This is a genomic window from Streptomyces sp. NPDC056734, assembly GCF_042790455.1.
GTDB lineage: Bacteria > Actinomycetota > Actinomycetes > Streptomycetales > Streptomycetaceae > Streptomyces.
The window spans coordinates 56,612-73,922 of sequence record NZ_JBHTZD010000036.1 but is presented as its reverse complement, the minus strand read 5'-3'; the positions used below and the strand labels follow the sequence as shown (position 1 = coordinate 73,922).

At 73.1% G+C, this 17,311-nt stretch carries 13 protein-coding genes and 1 pseudogene; 7 read left to right on the top strand and 7 right to left on the bottom strand.

Translation table 11 applies throughout. The features are described from left to right. Positions 1-131: 131 nt before the first annotated feature. From ACFRFC_RS35600 to ACFRFC_RS35585, 4 genes are all read right to left on the bottom strand, one after another. Entirely contained in the window at positions 132-731 is a 600-nt protein-coding gene (locus tag ACFRFC_RS35600; RefSeq protein ID WP_382692556.1) for an ATP/GTP-binding protein, read from the bottom strand. Continuing rightward, positions 718-1,146, bottom strand: a complete 429-nt coding sequence (locus ACFRFC_RS35595; protein ID WP_382692558.1) for a DUF742 domain-containing protein — start codon at positions 1,144-1,146, stop codon at positions 718-720. Before ACFRFC_RS35595 ends, ACFRFC_RS35600 begins: the two co-directional genes overlap by 14 nt. An 88-nt stretch (positions 1,147-1,234) precedes the next feature. Next, positions 1,235-1,711 carry a roadblock/LC7 domain-containing protein gene (locus ACFRFC_RS35590; RefSeq protein ID WP_382692560.1) on the bottom strand — a complete coding sequence of 159 codons (477 nt, stop codon included), beginning with the start codon at positions 1,709-1,711 and terminating at the stop codon, positions 1,235-1,237. After that, a complete protein-coding gene (locus ACFRFC_RS35585) occupies positions 1,708-4,221 on the bottom strand; it encodes an ATP-binding protein (protein ID WP_382692613.1) in 2,514 nt (837 codons plus the stop codon). Before ACFRFC_RS35585 ends, ACFRFC_RS35590 begins: the two co-directional genes overlap by 4 nt. 432 nt (positions 4,222-4,653) lie before the next feature. On the opposite strand from ACFRFC_RS35585, the gene ACFRFC_RS35580 reads away from it, so the two are divergent. After that, complete coding sequence (locus tag ACFRFC_RS35580) at positions 4,654-5,613, top strand: ABC transporter substrate-binding protein (protein WP_382692562.1); 960 nt, start codon at positions 4,654-4,656, stop codon at positions 5,611-5,613. Positions 5,614-5,837: 224 nt separating this feature from the next. Here ACFRFC_RS35580 and ACFRFC_RS35575 read toward each other — a convergent pair whose 3' ends face one another. Next, positions 5,838-6,962, bottom strand: a complete 1,125-nt coding sequence (locus ACFRFC_RS35575; protein ID WP_382692564.1) for an endonuclease/exonuclease/phosphatase family protein — start codon at positions 6,960-6,962, stop codon at positions 5,838-5,840. Between ACFRFC_RS35575 and ACFRFC_RS35570 the strand changes: the two genes are divergently transcribed. After that, positions 6,949-7,311, top strand: coding sequence for a hypothetical protein (locus ACFRFC_RS35570; protein WP_382692566.1), 363 nt, complete (start codon positions 6,949-6,951; stop codon positions 7,309-7,311). The genes ACFRFC_RS35575 and ACFRFC_RS35570 overlap by 14 nt on opposite strands. A 129-nt stretch (positions 7,312-7,440) precedes the next feature. Then, a complete protein-coding gene (gene cyc2 / locus ACFRFC_RS35565) occupies positions 7,441-9,702 on the top strand; it encodes a germacradienol/geosmin synthase Cyc2 (protein ID WP_382692567.1) in 2,262 nt (753 codons plus the stop codon). Here cyc2 and ACFRFC_RS35560 read toward each other — a convergent pair. Then, positions 9,695-11,224, bottom strand: a complete 1,530-nt coding sequence (locus ACFRFC_RS35560; RefSeq protein ID WP_382692568.1) for a hypothetical protein — start codon at positions 11,222-11,224, stop codon at positions 9,695-9,697. The two genes, cyc2 and ACFRFC_RS35560, sit on opposite strands and share 8 nt — an antisense overlap. 259 nt (positions 11,225-11,483) lie before the next feature. Here ACFRFC_RS35560 and ACFRFC_RS35555 point away from each other — a divergent pair. The 3 genes and pseudogenes from ACFRFC_RS35555 (at position 11,484) to ACFRFC_RS35545 (ending at position 14,600) form a co-directional block, all read left to right on the top strand. Next, positions 11,484-12,100, top strand: a pseudogene (locus ACFRFC_RS35555) (PDZ domain-containing protein). A gap of 435 nt (positions 12,101-12,535) precedes the next feature. After that, the gene (locus tag ACFRFC_RS35550; protein ID WP_382692570.1) at positions 12,536-13,663 is read left to right on the top strand and encodes an aminopeptidase P family protein; all 1,128 of its coding nucleotides are present in this window, start codon (positions 12,536-12,538) and stop codon (positions 13,661-13,663) included. A gap of 25 nt (positions 13,664-13,688) precedes the next feature. Then, the gene (locus tag ACFRFC_RS35545; protein WP_382692572.1) at positions 13,689-14,600 is read left to right on the top strand and encodes an aminoglycoside phosphotransferase family protein; all 912 of its coding nucleotides are present in this window, start codon (positions 13,689-13,691) and stop codon (positions 14,598-14,600) included. Between the two features lie 140 nt (positions 14,601-14,740). On the opposite strand, the gene treZ is transcribed toward ACFRFC_RS35545, so the two are convergent. Beyond that, positions 14,741-16,486, bottom strand: a complete 1,746-nt coding sequence (treZ, locus tag ACFRFC_RS35540; RefSeq protein ID WP_382692574.1) for a malto-oligosyltrehalose trehalohydrolase — start codon at positions 16,484-16,486, stop codon at positions 14,741-14,743. Positions 16,487-16,676: 190 nt separating this feature from the next. Here treZ and ACFRFC_RS35535 point away from each other — a divergent pair, with 190 nt between their 5' ends. Further along, positions 16,677-17,228 (top strand): FHA domain-containing protein, encoded by a 552-nt coding sequence (locus tag ACFRFC_RS35535; protein WP_382692576.1) that lies wholly within the window; start codon positions 16,677-16,679, stop codon positions 17,226-17,228. The last annotated feature ends 83 nt before the right edge of the window (positions 17,229-17,311 follow it).

The window sequence follows — 17,311 nt, the reverse complement described above, 5'->3', positions numbered from 1 at the left end:
ACCAGGTCTCGAAGGCCGACGTCACGCACACGCCCGAATTAACCAACAGCATCCCGCAGGGCGCGAGGCCCTTCCAGGGGCGTGGGGAAGTGCGCGATCAGCCCCCACCGTCCCGCGGTTTCCCCACGGCCTCACCCTTCGGCCCGCTCCAGCGCCAACTCCAGCACCACCAGCAGAGCGTCCCGTACGGACCCCCGCTCACGCGCATCAAAACGCACCACCGGCACCCGCTCGGCCACGTCGAGCGCCCACCGCACCTCCTCCAGCGCGTGCTCGATCCGCCCGTCGAACGCGTTGACCGCGACGGCGAACGGGATCCGCCGGTGCTCGAAGTAGTCGACGGCGGCATAGCAGTCGTCCAGCCGCCGGGTGTCCACGATGACGAGCGCGCCGACCGCGCCCTCCACGATGTCGTCCCACATGAACCCGAACCGCTCCTGTCCGGGCGTCCCGAACAGATACAGCTTCAGCGTCGGGTCGATGGTGATGCACCCGAAGTCCATCGCCACGGTCGTGGTGGTCTTGCGCGGGGTGTGGCTGAGATCGTCCACCCCCGCCGCGACCTCGGTGATCGCCGCCTCGGTGGTCAGCGGCTCGATCTCGGAGATCGCGCCGACGGTGGTGGTCTTGCCCACCCCGAACCCGCCCGCGATCACCAGTTTGACCGGCAGCGGCGGACGTACGCCCCGCTGCCCGGCCGGGCCGGCGGCGAGACGGTCAGTCGGTGTCACGGAGTACCCCTCGGGAGTCGGGGATGGCCCGCAGGCCATCGATAACCCTTCGCAGGACGGATGCGTCATGGGTGGCGGCGGAGTCGGGCACATGCACCGCGAGCAGATCCTCGGCGCGCAGATCCTCGGCGAGGACCCGGACCACGTTCAGATGCAGCCCCAGCCGGGACGCCAGCTCCGCGATCGACTGCGGGACGGCGCACGCGGCCACGATGTCGTGCTGCTCGAAGGAGAGCCGCCCGAGCGCGCCGAGCCCCCCGGCCGTGGCGATCACCTGGGTCTCCACCGGCATCGTCCGGCCGGTGGCCGCGCCCGCCACCCGGCCCGCGGTGACCAGGAACGGCCGGACGGCGGCGACGGGTTCCGCCGGGTCCCGGTCCGGGCCCTGGGCACCCGGGGTGCGGCCGTCCGCCATGGCTGCTCTCTTTTCTCTTTCTTCTCTCTCTCCGCGGATCTCTGGCTTCCGCGGATCTCTGGCTTCCGCGGACCGGAGGGGCCGCCGGTCAGCCCGTCGAGGCCACGCCGACCGTGTTCTTCAGCTCCAGCACCAGCTGCGGACTGAGCGCGGCACCGGCCCGGTTGGCGAACAGCGTCATCTCGTACGCGATGTTGCCGAGCTTGGCCTCCTTGTCGGCGACCACGCCGAGCACGGCCCCGCTGCCGATCGCGGAGACCAGCACATGGCCGCCCTCCAGATCGATGATGACCTTGTTCAGGGCGCCCAGGCCGTAGTTGCCGGACGCACCGGCGGCCAGGCTGGTCAGGCCGGAGACGATCGCGGCGAGCCGCTCCGAGTGGGCGCGCTCGCGCAGCTGCGCCACGGCGATCAGCAGTCCGTCGGAGGAGACCGCGATGGCGTCCACGACACCCGCCGTCTCGGTCGCGAAGCGGTTGAGCAGCCAGGTGAAATCGGCCGCTGCGGCCCGCAGTTCGTCCGGCGTGGCGTCCGGCACCGGAGTGCCACCTGTCGACGTACTCACTGCTCCGCTCCTTCCGGGAGGTGATTCTGGCGGTTCGGGTTCGGCTGGTGGGGCTGGTTCGGAGGATGTGGCTGGTGTGGCTGGTCCGGCGGGTTCGGCCGGTGGGGTGCGGGATCGGGCCCGGCCGGGCCGCCGCCGCTGTCACGGTGGGCCCGCTCGATCGCCGCCTCGAACTCCTCCAGCGCGTCCCGTACGGCGTCGGCGTCGGCGGGCTGGGCGGTGGAGGCGGGCTGCCGCTCGGCCTCGGTGCCGAGGGTGGTGCGCAGGGTCGCGCCGCGCACCCGGCGCCGCAGCGGGCGCGCGGTGGCCTCCGCCGTGCCGAGGGACGGTTCGGTGCGGGCCCTGGGGATCAGCGAGGTGCCCTCGTCGTCGGCGGCCGGGTCCCGGCGCGGAACCCGGCGGGGCAGCGGGACCGCGTCGGGGGGCGCGGGGAGGGCGGCGGCGGGCAGCGGGCCGGAGTCGCCGGGGGGCGCCTGTCCGGCCGTACCGTCGGGTGCCGGGGACTGTCCACCCGTACCGTTCGCCGGCTGCGTAGGCTGCGCCGGGTCGGCGGGGGCGCCGGCGTCCACCGCGCTCATCGTCAGCAGCAGGGACGCCGGGATGCGGATCCCGGCGGTGACGCCGCCGCCCTGGGTGCGGGCGAGGCCCACGGCGATCTCCCAGCGCCGGGCGAGCGTGCCGACCACGAACAGGCCGAGGACCTTGGTCGGTACGAGGTCCAGGCGCTCGCGGCGCACCAGCCGGGCGTTCTCCTCGGCCAGCCGCTCGGGGCTCATGCCCAGGCCGTGGTCGGCGACGGTGATGGTCGCCTCGCCGCCGGGCCCGGTGCGCACGGTGACCTCGACGGGGCTGCCGGCCGGGGAGAACGCCACCGCGTTCTCCAGCAGCTCGGCCACCATCAGGGTCAGGTCGCCGATGATGTCGGGCTCGACCATCACCTCCGTACCGGCGTGCAGTTCGACGCGCTGATAGCCCTCGATCTGGCCGAGCGCGGCGCGTACGACGTTGGTGAGCGCGGCCGGGCCGGAGGCGAGGACCGTCTCGCGCAGCCCGGCCAGCAGCATCAGGCTGTCGGCGTTGCGGCGCAGCCGGACCGCGATGTGATCGATGCGGTACAGCCGCTCCAGCAGCTCCGGGTCGGTCTCGCCGCGCTCGACGGCGTCGATGAGGGCGAGCTGGCGGGTGGTGAGGTTGCTGACCCGGCGGCCCACGTTGCCGAACATCTCGGCGACGTTGCGGCGGCTGAGCACCTGGCGTTCCAGCAGCGCGACGGCGGTGGTCTGCACCCGGTTGAAGGCGTCGGCCAGCTCGCCGATCTCGTCGTCGGCGGTGACCGGCATGTCCCGCAGCAGCGGCGGCCCCTCGTCCTCGGTGTCGTCGTCGGCCACCCGGGCCAGCTCGCGCCCGGCGGCCTCGGCGACCTCCCGCGCGGCGCCGGTCAGCGCCAGCACCGGGCGCACCACCGAGCGGCGCACCATCACGGACAGACCGAGCCACAGCCCGTAGCCGAGCAGCGCGGCGCCCAGCAGCCAGCCCGCGTTCCACCAGGCGTCGGTGGAGGCGGCGTCGGCGCGGTCGGCGATCTGGTCGATGAGGGAGGCGGTGATCTCCAGCCGTGACTGGGCCTGGTCACGGTAGGTGGGGAAGGCGGCCAGGGCCTCGGTGAAGGAGTCCCGGATCTCCTCGGGGGACTCGGCCTGGAGGCCGCTGGGGTCGATCTGCTGCTCCGCGTACTCCAGCTCGATCGCGGCCAGCGCGGAGCCGTGCTCGATACCGGCAAACTCGGCGGCCTGCTCCTCGGTGGCGAACCGGGCGAATCGTTCCGCCTGGTGGTTGAACAGGTCGTGGGCGCCGACGGCCCCGATGAACTGGATCTGCGCGTTGGAGTCGCGGGTCGCCGCCGAGAACACGGCCGTCTCGAAGGCGGCGTGGGCGGTGTCCGCGCGCAGCAGCGAGTCCAGCAGATTGCCGGTGAAGGTGGCCGCGAGGGCGGAGTTGTGGTCCAGGCCGAGACCGTCGATCAGGGCCTGCGCGACATTGGTGTACGCGGGGTCGATGTTGTCGGCGGGCAGATAGCCCTGCTCGATGGTGCCGCGCAGGGCGGTCAGGCCCTCGATCTCGCGCAGCGCGCGGGCGGCGGACTCCGGGAGCCGGTCGCCGAAGGTGTCGCGGACCTGCTCCACCTGCTCGTCCACCGAGCCCTGGGCCAGCCGGTAGTCGGCCGACGACTGGCCGGTGCCGATCGCCTCGAAGCGCACCGAGAGCAGGACCGCCTGCTGGTGCTCGGTCTGCACCCGGTCCACCAGCTCCGCGACCTGCACACTGTCCCGGACCAGTTGGGCGGCCTCCGCCGCGTCCCGCGCCTGGCCGACCTGGCCGGCGATCAGATAGGAGAGCAGCACGGCCAGTCCGGCGAGCGGTACTCCGACCAGGACGTTCAGCTTCTGCCGGAAGGGCCAGCGGACGGCGAGGTTGCGCAGCCCGCGGGGGGTGGGCGGGCCTCCTCCCATGGACACCGGGCCTCCTCCAGGGGCGTCACGCGCGAAGATTTCACATGACTGTCGCAGAACGACCGCAGATCGATTCTGATCGCTTCTGGCCGGTCGAAGACGGGTTGCAGACGGGCGCGGGGGCGACACCAGAGCGGCTCTCGGATGCCCGTGTGACGCCCGTCAACTCGGGGGAGACTACCGTCTCTTGTGATGATCACTCGGGGGCCCCAAGTCAAGAATCCGTTACAACCTGCTGCGGGTCAGCGGCAGGTCGTCCGCGTCTTCTTCACAAATGATTACTCTTCGCGACCGTCTGGTGACCTTGCTGCACTTGACTGAGCGAGAAGCGGCTGGATTGGATCAGAAAGCGCCAGCGACCGGGGCGGCTCCATCGACAGTCCACCGACTCCATCGACAGTCCACCCAACCTCTCAGCACGGAACGGGAATCGTGACTTCTACCGCGAAGAGCAGCTGGTCCAGTACGAGACATCCCGGCGCAGCCGCCGCCGCACTCGCCGTCGTGGCGGCGCTCGTCGCGGGTTGTGGCTCGTCCGACAACACCTCCGACGACCCGCTCGCGGAGGACCAGGCGGCGGGCGGCACGGTCGTCGTCGGCTCCAACAACTTCGCCGAGAGCATCCTGCTCGCCGACATCTACGGCGAGGCGCTCAAGGCCCAGGGCATCGAGGTCGAGTACCGGCCCAACATCGGCAGCCGGGAGACCACCTACGGTCTGCTGGAGAACGGCACGATCACCGTGCTGCCCGAGTACAACGGCTCCCTGCTCGCCTACCTCGACCCCGAGGCCACGCAGGAGTCGGCGGACGCGGTGAACGCGGCCGTCAAGACCAAGCTGGCCAGTGAGCTGACGCTGCTGGAGTCCTCCCCGGCCGAGGACAAGGACTCCGTGTCGGTGAACGCCGAGACCGCCGAGAAGTACGGCCTCACCGCCGAGTCCACCCTCGACGACCTCAAGGACATCGCGCCCGAGATGGTCATCGGCGGCTCGCCCGAGTTCCAGACCCGTCAGCAGGGGCTGGTCGGGCTGGAGTCGGAGTACGGGCTGGAGTTCAAGTCCTTCAAGGCGCTCGACGCCGGCGGTCCGCTCACCCAGGCGGCGCTGACGAACAACACCGTGCAGGCGGCCGACATCTTCACCACGGACCCGACCATCAAGAAGGAGGGCTTCGTGGTCCTCCAGGACCCGAAGAACCTCTTCGGCTTCGCCAATGTGACGCCGCTGGTCTACAAGTCCGGGCTGTCGCAGGACGGTGTCGACGCGCTCAACGCGGTTTCCGCGAAGCTGGATACCGCGACCTTGCTGGAGCTGGACTCGCAGGTGCAGCTGGAGAACAAGGATCCGCTGGATGTGGCGAAGGAGTGGCTGGCCGGGGTGGGGCTGGACTGACGGGTCCCTCCGGGGGCCTCGGGGTTCGTCTGCGGGTGTGTGGGGGCTGGTCGCGCAGTTCCCCGCGCCCCTGGGGGGTTGGGGTGGGCCGGAGTCGATTGGGTTCCGGGCCCCTGGGGGGTTGGGGTGGGCCAGAGATGCGACGTCCCCCAGGTGACTGTGAAGTCCCCGGCGTGGTGGTGTGCTGCCGCGCCGGGGTCGCGCATGGCCGGTGCCCGTGTCGGTCAGGTCACTCTGATGTCCTGCCAGACCAGGCGGTGGTCCGAGGTCGGGACGGTGCGGCCGTCGCCCACCAGGCGGTACAGGGGGTCGTCCGAGGTGGGCCAGAAGACGCCGTTGCCGGCCGGGGTCAGGCCCTTCGACGGCAGGACGTAGTCCACGCGGAGGTTGCCGGGCGCCACGTCGTTGAAGTCGGCCGTGTCGTACGCCGCGTCGCCCCGCTGTGGGACATTCGCCCCGCCCTGGAGCCGCGCCGCCTCGGCCCCGCCCGCGCTGGCCGGCGGCCGGGCCGGAACGCGCAGCCCGGGGTGGTCGAGGAGCTGGAGGATCGCGCCGCCGTGGCTGTCGCCGTCGTACGGGTCGGCGTTCTGGTCCCCGGCGATCACGAAGCGCGAGCCGGGCCGCAGCCCGCCCCGCACGCCCTTGTCGTCGTACAGGTACGCGCCCCGCCGGCCCCCGGAGATGTAGTCGGCCCACAGCCGGATCTCGTCGTGGTTGCGCCGACCGTTGCGGTCCTCGGGGCCGTCGAAGGTGGGCGGCGTGGGGTGGGAGACCAGGAAGTGGACGGTCTCCCGGCCGATCCGCACCGGCACGTCCCAATGGCTCTTGGAGGACAGCCGCAGGACGGCACGCGCCTCGGCGCTGTAGTAGTCGGCCGGCAGGAGATGGCCCGGCATGTCCCGCCACAGGAACCGCTGGAACGTACGCACCGCGCGCGTGTCGATCGGGAACTTCGACAGCACGAGCATCCCGTACTGCCCCGGGAACCAGCCGTACCCGAACGCGTCCTGCCCGTACGCGTCCGACCCCGGGGTCGTCACCGCACCGCCCCGCCCGTCGAGATCGACGCCCGAGGCCACCCCCGTGTTCACGGGAGCCGTGAAGCGGTACGGGTAGCGCACCGCGCGGGCACCGCTCTGCCCGACGGCGAGGTAGTCGCGGACGAAGAGCGCGGCGGCCGTGCCGTCGGCGTCGTGGTCGAACTCGTTGATCAGCAGCACGTCCGGATCCACCCGCTGGATCGTCTCGGCCGCGTTGCGCGCCTGCGTGTTGCCGGGCGTCGACAGATCGCTGATCAGCGCGCCCTGCGCCGAGCGGTTCAGTGAGGCGTTGAACGTGGCGAACCGCACCGAGGCGCGGGCCCCGCCGCCGGACGCGGCGGCGGAGACGGAGGACGCGGTGGTGGACGCGGTGGCGGGGACGGCCGCCGTACCGGCCAGGGCGGCCCCGGCGAGCGAGACCAGCGCGGTGCGGCGGGAGAGGGAGCGCGGGGACGGGTACCTGGGCTCGTTCAACCGGGTCGGGTCGCTCACCGGGCTCGGCGGGCTCGGGCGGGTCAACCGGCTCGGGCGGCTCGTCCGGGTCGGGCGGTACGGCTGGGTCATCGAGGGCTCCGGTGGGTCGGGGGCACGGGCACAGCAGCGTCCTGCCGCCGGGAACGCCGTGGGCCGCGCGCTCCCGGTCCGCGAACCTCCGTAGTCTGCGCGCGTAGAGATGAACGTCACAAGAGTCCACGAGAACTCCCGGATTCACCCTCAATTCACGCGATGGTGTGATCATGTGCCGCCGGGCGGATGGCCCCACAGGACCAGGGGTAGCCCACCGCCCATGACTCAGCCGTTCGAACTCCCGCACTTCTACATGCCGTATCCGGCACGCCTCAACCCGCATCTCGAAGAGGCCCGCGCCCACTCCACCGCCTGGGCGCGCGAGATGGGCATGCTGGAAGGCTCCGGGGTCTGGGAGCGGTCCGACCTGGAGGCGCACGACTACGGCCTCCTGTGCGCGTACACCCACCCCGACTGCGACGGGCCCGCGCTGTCCCTGATCACCGACTGGTACGTGTGGGTGTTCTTCTTCGACGACCACTTCCTGGAGACCTTCAAGCGCTCCCAGGACCGCGCGGGCGGCAAGGCGTACCTCGACCGGCTTCCGATGTTCATGCCGCTCGACCCGGGCGCGCCCGTGCCCGAGCCGCGGAACCCGGTCGAGGCCGGGCTCGCCGATCTGTGGGCGCGCACGGTGCCCGCCATGTCGGAGGACTGGAGGAAGCGTTTCGCCATCGCCACCGAGCATCTGCTCAACGAGTCCCTGTGGGAGCTGTCCAACATCAACGAGGGGCGGATCGCCAACCCCGTCGAGTACATCGAGATGCGCCGCAAGGTCGGCGGCGCCCCCTGGTCCGCCGGGCTCGTGGAGTACGCCACCGCCGAGGTCCCGGCCGCCGTCTCGCGCGCCCGCCCGCTGCGGGTGCTGATGGAGACCTTCTCCGACGGCGTCCATCTGCGCAACGACCTGTTCTCCTACCAGCGCGAGGTCGAGGACGAGGGCGAACTCAGCAACGGCGTCCTGGTCCTGGAGACGTTCTTCGGCTGCCCCACCCAGGAGGCCGCCGAACACGTCAACGACATCCTCACCTCCCGCCTCCACCAGTTCGAGCACACCGCCCTCACCGAGGTCCCCGCCCTCGCCCTCGAACACGGCCTCACCCCCGGCGAGGTGGCCGCGATCGCCGCGTACACCAAGGGGCTCCAGGACTGGCAGTCCGGCGGCCACGAATGGCATCTGCGCTCCAGCCGCTACATGAACCAGAACGCCCGCACCACCGCCCCCTGGTCCGCCCCGACCGGCCCGGGCACCTCGGCCGCCGGTCTCGCGGCCCTGCTCGCCTCGGCCGGCGGATCGGCCTCGGCCACCACCCACTTCGGACGCGCCGGACGGCTGCGCCCCTATGGCCATGTCCCCTTCCAGAAGGTCGGCCCGTCCCTCATCCCCGATATCCACATGCCCTACGAACTCCAGCTCAGCCCGCACCTCGACACCGCCCGCGCCCGGCTGCGCGACTGGACCTGGGAGGTGGGCATCCTCCAGGAGGGCGTCTGGGACGAGGACAAGCTGCGCGCCTACGACCTGGCGCTGTGCTCCGCGGGCATCGACCCGGACGCCAGTGAGGAGGCCCTGGACCTCAGCGCCGGATGGCTCGCCTGGGGCACCTACGGCGACGACTACTACCCCCTGGTCTACGGCCACCGCCGCGACCTCGCCGCCGCGAGACTGACCACCGCCCGCCTCTCCGACTGCATGCCCGTGCACGGCGAGACCGTCCCCGCCCCGGCCAACGCCATGGAGCGCGGCCTGATCGACCTGTGGACCCGCACCACCGCCCGGATGTCGACCGCGCACCGCGAGCGGCTCAAGGATGCGATCAACCGGATGACCGAGTCCTGGGTGTGGGAACTGGTCAACCAGTCCCAGAACCGGGTCCCCGACCCCGTCGACTACCTGGAGATGCGCCGCGACACCTTCGGCTCCGACCTCACCCTCGGCCTGTGCCGGATGGGCCACGGCCCCGCCGTCCCCGAGGAGATCTACCGCAGCGGCCCCGTCCGCTCCCTGGAGAACGCCGCCTGCGACTACGCCTGCCTGCTCAACGACGTGTTCTCCTACCAGAAGGAGATCGAGTACGAGGGCGAGATCCACAACGCGATCCTGGTGGTGCAGAACTTCTTCGGCTGCGACTACCCGACCGCCCTCGGCATCGTCAACGATCTGATGACCCAGCGGATGAGACAGTTCGAACACGTCGTCGCGCACGAGCTGCCCATCGTCTACGACGACTTCGACCTGTCCACCGAGGCCCGCCAGATCATGCGGGACTATGTGACCGACCTCCAGAACTGGATGTCGGGCATCCTCAACTGGCATCGCTCGGTCGACCGCTACAAGGCCGCCTATCTGGGCGGGCGCACCCACGGCTTCCTGCCGGACCGCCCGCCCGCGCCGCTTCCGCCGCTCTCGCCGCTCGGCGCCCCGGCTCTCCTGCCGCTCGCCGCCCAGGCTCTCCCGCCGCTGCTCCAGCCGGTCAGCTGACGCCCCACACCCAGGTGGCCGTCTCCTCGGCGAGCTGCCGGACGCCCTTCGCGGCCTGGTCCGACAACTCGCCGAGGATCGCGTCACCGGCCGCCAGCACCGCGCGGGCCTGCTGCGGCAGCCGTGCGTCCGCGAGGGCGTTGGCCAGCGCGTAGTGCTCCTCGGCGATGAACCGGCCCAGGTTCACCCGCCGCCAGTAGGCCACCGAGCCGTCGCCCGGGTCCGCCAGCACGGCCCGGACGGCGGCCAGCGTGGCGACGGCCTGGACCGCGAGCCCCTCCTCACGCTCCAGCCGGGACTGCGTCAGCCGCGCCGACACCCGGTCCCAGGCCGTCTCCAGCAGCGCCGCGTACAACCGCTGGGCGCGCAGCGCCTGTCCCAGGTCACCGAGGCGCCGGAACTCGCGGGCCAGCGCGCCGAGCGGCGCCGGATTCAGCCGGGACGGGGCGTCCGGCCGTCTGAGCCGGCTCTGATCCATCTCGATGCCGTCCAGCTCATGGATCAGGGCCACCCGGGCGTGCTCGGTCAGGCCCTGGTCCAGTGCCAGGCCGGTCCAGGTCAGCAACGGCTCGTCCGCCGGGTCCGTACCGAATCGCGTGGTGTCGAGCCACTCCGCCCAGCGGGCCAGCTCCGCACCGCCCGCGTCGAGTCCGGGCAGCTCGCTCAGCCCGCACGCGGTGTCGAAATCGGTCTCCCGCACCTCGTGCAGCAGCGGCAGATCCGCCGCCCGGCCGAACCGCCCCACCAGCATGGCCGCCAGCCGCAGCTCCTCGGTCATGGAGGCGCTCGCCGCCAGCCGCAGCAGCCGCCGCAGCAGCCCGAGATCGCCGTCCGCGCGGTCGAACTGCGCGGCCCGCAGCACCACCCGCCGCCGCACCGCGTCCGTCCGCATCGCCTCGGCGGCCGGCGCGTCCCCGGCCCGCAGCAGCGCGAGATCGGCCCGCCCCCGCGCCAGCACCGGCTCCCACAGGGGCGGACGCGGACCCTCCAGCAGCGGTTCGTAGGCGTGTCCCTCCTCGTCGTTGAGCAGCAGGAAGTCCGGCTCGGTGCGCAGCAGCGCCGCGTGCAGCATCGTCACCAGCTCGACCGGGGAACGCTCCGGCAGCCCCAGACCGGCGCGCAGCGCGACCCGCTCCTCGTCGATGCCGTGGTACTCGCGGATCTCGTCCTCCGTCCGCGCTATCTCGGCGAGGATCTTCGCCTCGCCTTCGGCCCCGGACAGCGCGACATACGCGCCCCAGCCTGGCAGGCCGACCACTATCTCCAGGGCCTCGTCCACGGACGAGCCGATGATCCCCGCGACCCCGTCCGAGGACGCGTAGAGCATCGAGCCGTCCGCGCACACGAAATACGAACCCCCCGTGTCGTCCCCCGCCACGACGGCCAGTGCTCCGCCCGAGGCGAGGCGGACCGGCTCGATGTGACCATCGGCGGCTCGGGCCAGGTCGAAATCGAAAGGGAACGCGGCCAGCCCGGCCAGCCGCGGGTGCTGCCGCAGCAGCCGGAGCGCGTTATCCGTCATGTCACAGAACGTAACAGTGAGCACTGACAATCCGGGCCAGGCGATCCGGTCGTCCGGACGGATCGAGGGATGGCCGGTGCACCGCCGGTGCGGCACGGGATCGGGCAGAGGACCGGCAGACGACCGGCAGATGATCGGCAGGGGACCGGCACGGGGTCCCGGCGGGCGCCACGGGGGTCAGATCCGCTGTTCAGTCTCACTCCTTCGAGGATCGTCGGGGGCCGGTGGGCCGGGTAGGGCACCAGCCGGAGGCGATCCGATGGAACAGACTGCGTTGCGTCCCAAGCCGTTGCCCGGCCGGGAGCCCGGCGGTGACCAGCCCGCCGCCGTCCGCCCGCCGCCGTCCGCCGTCCGCGTGCCGCCCGGCGCCGGGGACGGCGGCTGCGGACCCTGCTGTTCGGCCTCTTCGCCAGCGCCGTACTGGTGCTGTCCGGGATCGGCCTCGGCACGGTCGGCGCCACCGTGATCGGCATGAGCCGGCTCGCCGAACTCCAGCGGCAGGCCGCGCAGCAGCCGTCGCAGCCCGGCGGTCCCGTTCCGCGGAGCGCCGCCGCGCCGTCCGGGGCGCCCGGTGTGCCGCGGTCCGCCGCCGCCCCTGTTCCCGCCCCGCCCGGCGCCGCCCTCGGCGTGGAGGCCGTCGACGCCGAGAAGGTCGGCGCCCTGCTCATCGGCGTCCATGTGCCCGGCCCCGGGTACACGGCCGGCCTGGTCCGCGGGGATGTCGTGCTCACCTTCGCGGGCGCCCGCGTGGACACGGCGGCGGATCTCGTCCGCGCGGTGGACACGGCCGACCCGGGCACGGCGGTCACGATCACGGTGCGGCACGAGAGCGGTGGGTATCAGCAGTTGTCCATCACGCCTGGGGTTGTGGTCTGAGGCGTGGGGCGGGGCGTGGGGCGGGCGGGGCACGTCGGTGGGTTGTGGCCTGGTGGCCCTGTGGGGCCGGGCCGCTGCCTTTGGGCCCGGTGAGCGGGTTTGTTCCCTCGTGCGTTCCGGCCGCCGCCGCGCGACCGGAAACCGGCGGCCGCTGCGTGGTGAGGGCCGGTGTCCGCCGCGTGGTGAGGGAGCCGGTGTCCGCCGCGTGGTGAGGGAGCCGGTGGCCGCCGCGCGGTGAGGGAGCCGCGAGGCCCTCGTACTGCGCGTGATCCCGTACATCCCGTATGGGCCCCACCCCTATCCCGTAGGGCCCCATCCCTAGGCCCCGCCCGCGCGGACCCCGCGACATCCGTGCGGACCGCTCGCGCCGTACCCCTGGTAGGGGCAGGATGCTGCCGACGGACCCAGTCCACCCCGCCGCCAGGGAGGCCCCCGATGACCGCCAGCACGCGCGCGTCCTTCACCGCCGACGACTACCGGGCCCGCATGGACCGCGCCGCGCGGGAGGCCGAGGCCGCGGGACTCGCCGGACTGCTCATCGCACCGGGCCCCGACCTCGTCTGGCTCACCGGATACGCCCCGCCCGCCGCCACCGAACGGCTCACCCTGCTGGTGCTCGCCACCGGCCACGACCCGGCGCTCGTCGTGCCCGCCCTCGAAGCGCCCGACGCCGCCAAGGCCGTCGGGGCGCCCGCGCTCACCCTGCGGGACTGGACCGACGGCAAGGACCCCTACGCCCTCACCGCCGCGCTGCTCGCCGACGCGGGGCGGTTCGGCATCAGCGACAACGCCTGGGCGATGCATCTGCTCGGCCTGCAAAAGGCGCTGCCGGACAGCTCGTACGCCGACCTCACGGACGCGCTGCCGATGCTCCGCGCGGTCAAGGACGTGGCGGAGCTGGAACTGATGGCCGCCGCGGGCGCGGCGGCCGACGCGACGTTCGAGGAGATCCGGAAGGTGCCCTTCGGCGGACGCCGGGAGTCCGAGGTCGCCGCCGACCTCGACGCGCTGCTGCGCCGCAACGGCCACGAACAGGTCGACTTCACCATCGTCGCCTCCGGCCCCAACGGCGCCAACCCGCACCACGAGGCGGGCGACCGGGTCATCGAGCACGGCGACATGGTCGTCCTCGACTTCGGCGGCCTCAGGGACGGCTACGGCTCCGACACCTCCCGCACGGTCCACGTCGGCGGGCCCACGGACGAGGAGCGCCGGGTGCACGACCTGGTGCGCGCCGCCCAGCAGGCCGGATTCGAGGCGGTACGGCCCGGCGTCGCCTGCCAGGAGGTCGACCGGGCCGCCCGCGCGGTCATCGCCGACGCCGGGTACGGCGAGTTCTTCATCCACCGCACCGGGCACGGCATCGGCGTCACCACCCACGAGCCGCCGTACATGATCGAGGGCGAGGAACAGCCCCTGGTGCCCGGCATGTGCTTCTCCGTGGAACCCGGCGTCTATCTGCCCGGCCGCTTCGGCGTCCGGATCGAGGACATCGTGACCGTCACCGAGGACGGCGGCAGGCGGCTGAACGACACCACGCGCGACCTGATCGTCGTGGACTGACACGACCCCCTGCGACCCTGCGACCATGAGCCAGGCACCGACACCCACCGAGGACACCGTCCGCAGGCTGGCCCGCACCCTGCTCAAGGATGAACCCGACGGCCCCGGTGGACCCGAGATCCGCCCCGCCTCCGCCACCGGCGCCACCTGGCGGGTCGGCACCCGCCATGTGCTGCGCCTCGCGCTCGATCCCGAGGCGGCCGTGCGCGGGCGCCGCGAACTGCGCGTGCGCGATCTGGTGCGCCCGTACCTCCCGGTCGCCGTGCCCGGCAGCGTCGCGCGCGGCGAATGGGCTCCCGGGCTCGGCTACACCCTCGACACGCTGGTGCCCGGCGGCTCGGGCGAGCGCCGCGACGTGTCCGCCGTGGGCGAGGCCGACCTGGCCGCCGTCCTCGCCGGGCTGCACGCGGTGCCGGTACGGCAGGCCGAGGCGCTCGGTGTGCCACGCCGGGCGCCGCGCTCCCTGGAGGCGCTGCGCGGGGCCGCCGCACGGGCCGCGGAACGGCTCGCCGCCGCCGACGAACTGGACCCCGCGCGCGTGCACCAGCTCACCCCGGCCGCCGCCGCCCAGCTCGGCGCGCAGACGTCCGCCGCCGTCCTGGTCCACCACGCACTGACCGCCGACCACCTCGTGGTCAGCGCCGAGGGCCGGGTACGGGGTGTCCTGGGCTGGGACGGGGCGGTTCTCGGCGACCCCGCCGAGGACATCGCCGGGCTCGCCGTCGCCGTCGGCTCCCCGGCCGCCGTCCGCGCCGCCACCCTCGCCGGCTACGGCCCCCGCCCCTGCCTGCGCGGCCTCTGGCTGGCCCGCTGCGACGCCGTACTCCGCCTCGGCGCGGCCCTCACCGGGCAGGACCCCACCCCGCTGCCCCTCCTCCGCGACCGCCTGCACCACGCCTGGGAGGCGATCCTGCTGGAACGGGTGACGGATCTGTAAGAGGGGGTGGGCGGGGCGGGGGCTGGTGAGGCCCGCCCCACCCTGGCGTGCCCGCCACCTCCGTGCGGCTCAAGGTGGTGCCCCCGGGTAGAGCCCCCCGGCGCTGCCCGCGCCCCCAACCCCCAGGGCCCCGGCAGGGGCTACGGCTGGGTCAGGACCGCGCAGGATTCGGCCGGGAGGCGCAGCAGGCCGTCGGGGGCGGGCGGGGGGATGGGGTCCCAGGCGGCGAGGATCACCGCGCGGCGGGGGCCCAGGGGGATCTCGGCGGGGGCGGCGCCGGGGTTGACGGCCACGCAGATGTCGCCGCGGCGGAAGGCGAGCCAGCGGGTGGTCTCGTCGTAGGCGACCTTGAGGTCCGACAGGTCGGGGTTGGTGAGGTCGGGGTGGTCGCGGCGGACGGCGATCAGACGCCGGTACCAGGCCAGCACGCGCGCGTGCGGCTCGCTGCCGGGCTCGGACCAGTCGAGGCAGGAGCGGTCCCGGGTCGCCGGGTCCTGCGGGTCGGGGACGTCGTCCTCGGCCCACCCGTGCGACGCGAACTCGCGCCGCCTGCCCCGCCGTACGGCGTCGGCGAGCTGTGGGTCGGTGTGGTCGGTGAAGAACTGCCAGGGTGTGGTGGCGGCCCACTCCTCGCCCATGAACAGCATCGGCGTGAAGGGCCCGGTCAGCGTCAGGGTCGCCGCGCAGGCCAGCAGGCCCGGGGAGAGGGTGGCGGACAGCCGGTCGCCCTGGGCGCGGTTGCCGATCTGGTCGTGGGTCTGGGCGTAGCCGAGCAGCCGGTGCGCGGCGACGCGCGTACGGTCCAGGGGGCGGCCGTGGTGCCGGCCACGGAAGCCGGAGTACGTGCCGTCGTGGAAGTAGCCGCCCGTGAGGGTCTTGGCGAGGGCGGCGAAGGGGGCGCGCGCGAAGTCGGCGTAGTAGCCCTGCGACTCGCCGGTCAGGGTGGTGTGCAGGGCGTGGTGGAAGTCGTCGCTCCACTGCGCGTGCACTCCCAGACCGCCCCGCGCGCGGGGGGTGATCAGCCGCGGGTCGTTGAGATCGGACTCGGCGATCAGGAACAGCGGCCGGCCCACCTCGGCGGCGAGCGCGTCGACGGCCTCGGACAGCTCCTCCAGGAACGGGTACGCGCGCGTGTCCGCGAGCGCGTGCACGGCGTCCAGGCGCAGCCCGTCCACGCGGTAGTCCCGCAGCCAGGCCAGCGCGCTGCCCAGCAGATGGGCGCGGACCTCGTCCGACCCGGGCGCGTCCAGGTTCACCGCCGATCCCCACGGGGTGTGGTGGGTGTCGGTCAAGTACGGGCCGAACTCGGGCAGGTAGTTCCCGGACGGGCCCAGGTGGTTGTGCACGACGTCCAGGACCACCCCGAGACCGAGGGCGTGCGCGCGGTCCACGAACCGCTTCAGGGCGTCGGGGCCGCCGTAGGGTTCGTGCACCGCCCACAGGGACACCCCCTCGTAGCCCCAGCCGTGCCGCCCGGGGAAGGGGCACAGCGGCATCAACTCGACGTGTGTGACGCCCAGTTCCGACAGGTGCTCCAGGCGCGCGGCGGCGGCGTCCAGGGTGCCCTCGGGGGTGTACGTGCCCACGTGCAGCTCGTACAGCACCGCACCCGGGAGCGGGCGGCCCGGCCAGTGCGCGTGCCAGGCGTGGCGGGCCTGGTCGACGACCGCGCTGAGCCCGTCCGGGCCGTCCGGCTGGCGCCGTGAGCGCGGGTCGGGGCGCACCGGCCCGCCGTCCAGCGCGAAGCCGTACCGCGTTCCGTCCGCCGCCTCCGCCTCCCCGGTCCACCAGCCCGCTCGCCCCGGATCGCGCTCCATCGCGCGCGTGCGGCCCGCGCACTCCAGGGTCACGCGTTCTGCCTGCGGTGCCCACACCTCGAACTGCACGGACGGCTCCCCTTCGTCTGCTCACCGGGAGGTAGCGCGTCCATCGTGCGGGACGCGCGCGAGGTCCGCTGGCACATACCCCCATTTGCGGTCACCCCCTTTTCCTCCCCCGGTCCGTCGGGTACACGCGCGGGGCGCCCTTTCCCCGATTCCTGGACACCTGGGGTTTCGCTGACCGACAATCACCTGCGTGACGTCGTCTTTCGAGTTCCCCACGTACCCCGCGAGGCTGTCCGACGCGGAGCGCGACAAGGCGCTGAAGGTATTGCGTGACGGCGTCGCCATGGGCCGTCTGTCGCACGACACGTTCGTGCGCCGCATGGAACTGGCGCTGGCCGCCCGGCGCCCCGACGAACTCGCCCTGCTCACCGCCGACCTGCCCACCGAGGGCCGGCTCTCCCGCGCGGTGTTCGGCACGGTCGAGGCGGTCTCCGGCTTCACCGTACGGCTGCGGCGGGCCTGGCAGGCCGAGCGGCTGCCCAAGCTGCTGCTGCCGCACCCCGCGTCCGGGCACGGCCTGCGCATAGGCCGCGACCCCGCGAACGGGCTCCGCCTGAACCACGAGACGGTCTCCCGCGTCCACGCCGAACTCACCCGCCAGGGCGGCATGTGGGTGCTGCGCGACCTCGGCTCCACCAACGGCACCACCGTCAACGGGCGCCGGGTCATCGGCGCCGTGGTCGTCAGCGAGGGCGACCAGGTCTCCTTCGGCACCATGTCGTTCCGACTGGCCACGGGCTGAGCCACCGCCCGCGAATCGCCGCCTGCGGGGTGTGTCGGGGGGCGATTTGGTGTCCTCGCGTGCGGGCCCCTGCCGTGGTTGCT

What these genes read in the sequence shown, in the direction of transcription:
- ACFRFC_RS35595 (WP_382692558.1), bottom strand. Translation starts at nt 1,146, where the DNA reads ATGGCGGACGGCCGCACCCCGGGTGCCCAGGGCCCGGACCGGGACCCG.
- ACFRFC_RS35585 (WP_382692613.1), bottom strand. Translation starts at nt 4,221, where the DNA reads ATGGGAGGAGGCCCGCCCACCCCCCGCGGGCTGCGCAACCTCGCCGTC.
- cyc2 (WP_382692567.1), top strand. Translation starts at nt 7,441, where the DNA reads ATGACTCAGCCGTTCGAACTCCCGCACTTCTACATGCCGTATCCGGCA.
- ACFRFC_RS35560 (WP_382692568.1), bottom strand. Translation starts at nt 11,224, where the DNA reads ATGACGGATAACGCGCTCCGGCTGCTGCGGCAGCACCCGCGGCTGGCC.
- ACFRFC_RS35550 (WP_382692570.1), top strand. Translation starts at nt 12,536, where the DNA reads ATGACCGCCAGCACGCGCGCGTCCTTCACCGCCGACGACTACCGGGCC.
- ACFRFC_RS35545 (WP_382692572.1), top strand. Translation starts at nt 13,689, where the DNA reads ATGAGCCAGGCACCGACACCCACCGAGGACACCGTCCGCAGGCTGGCC.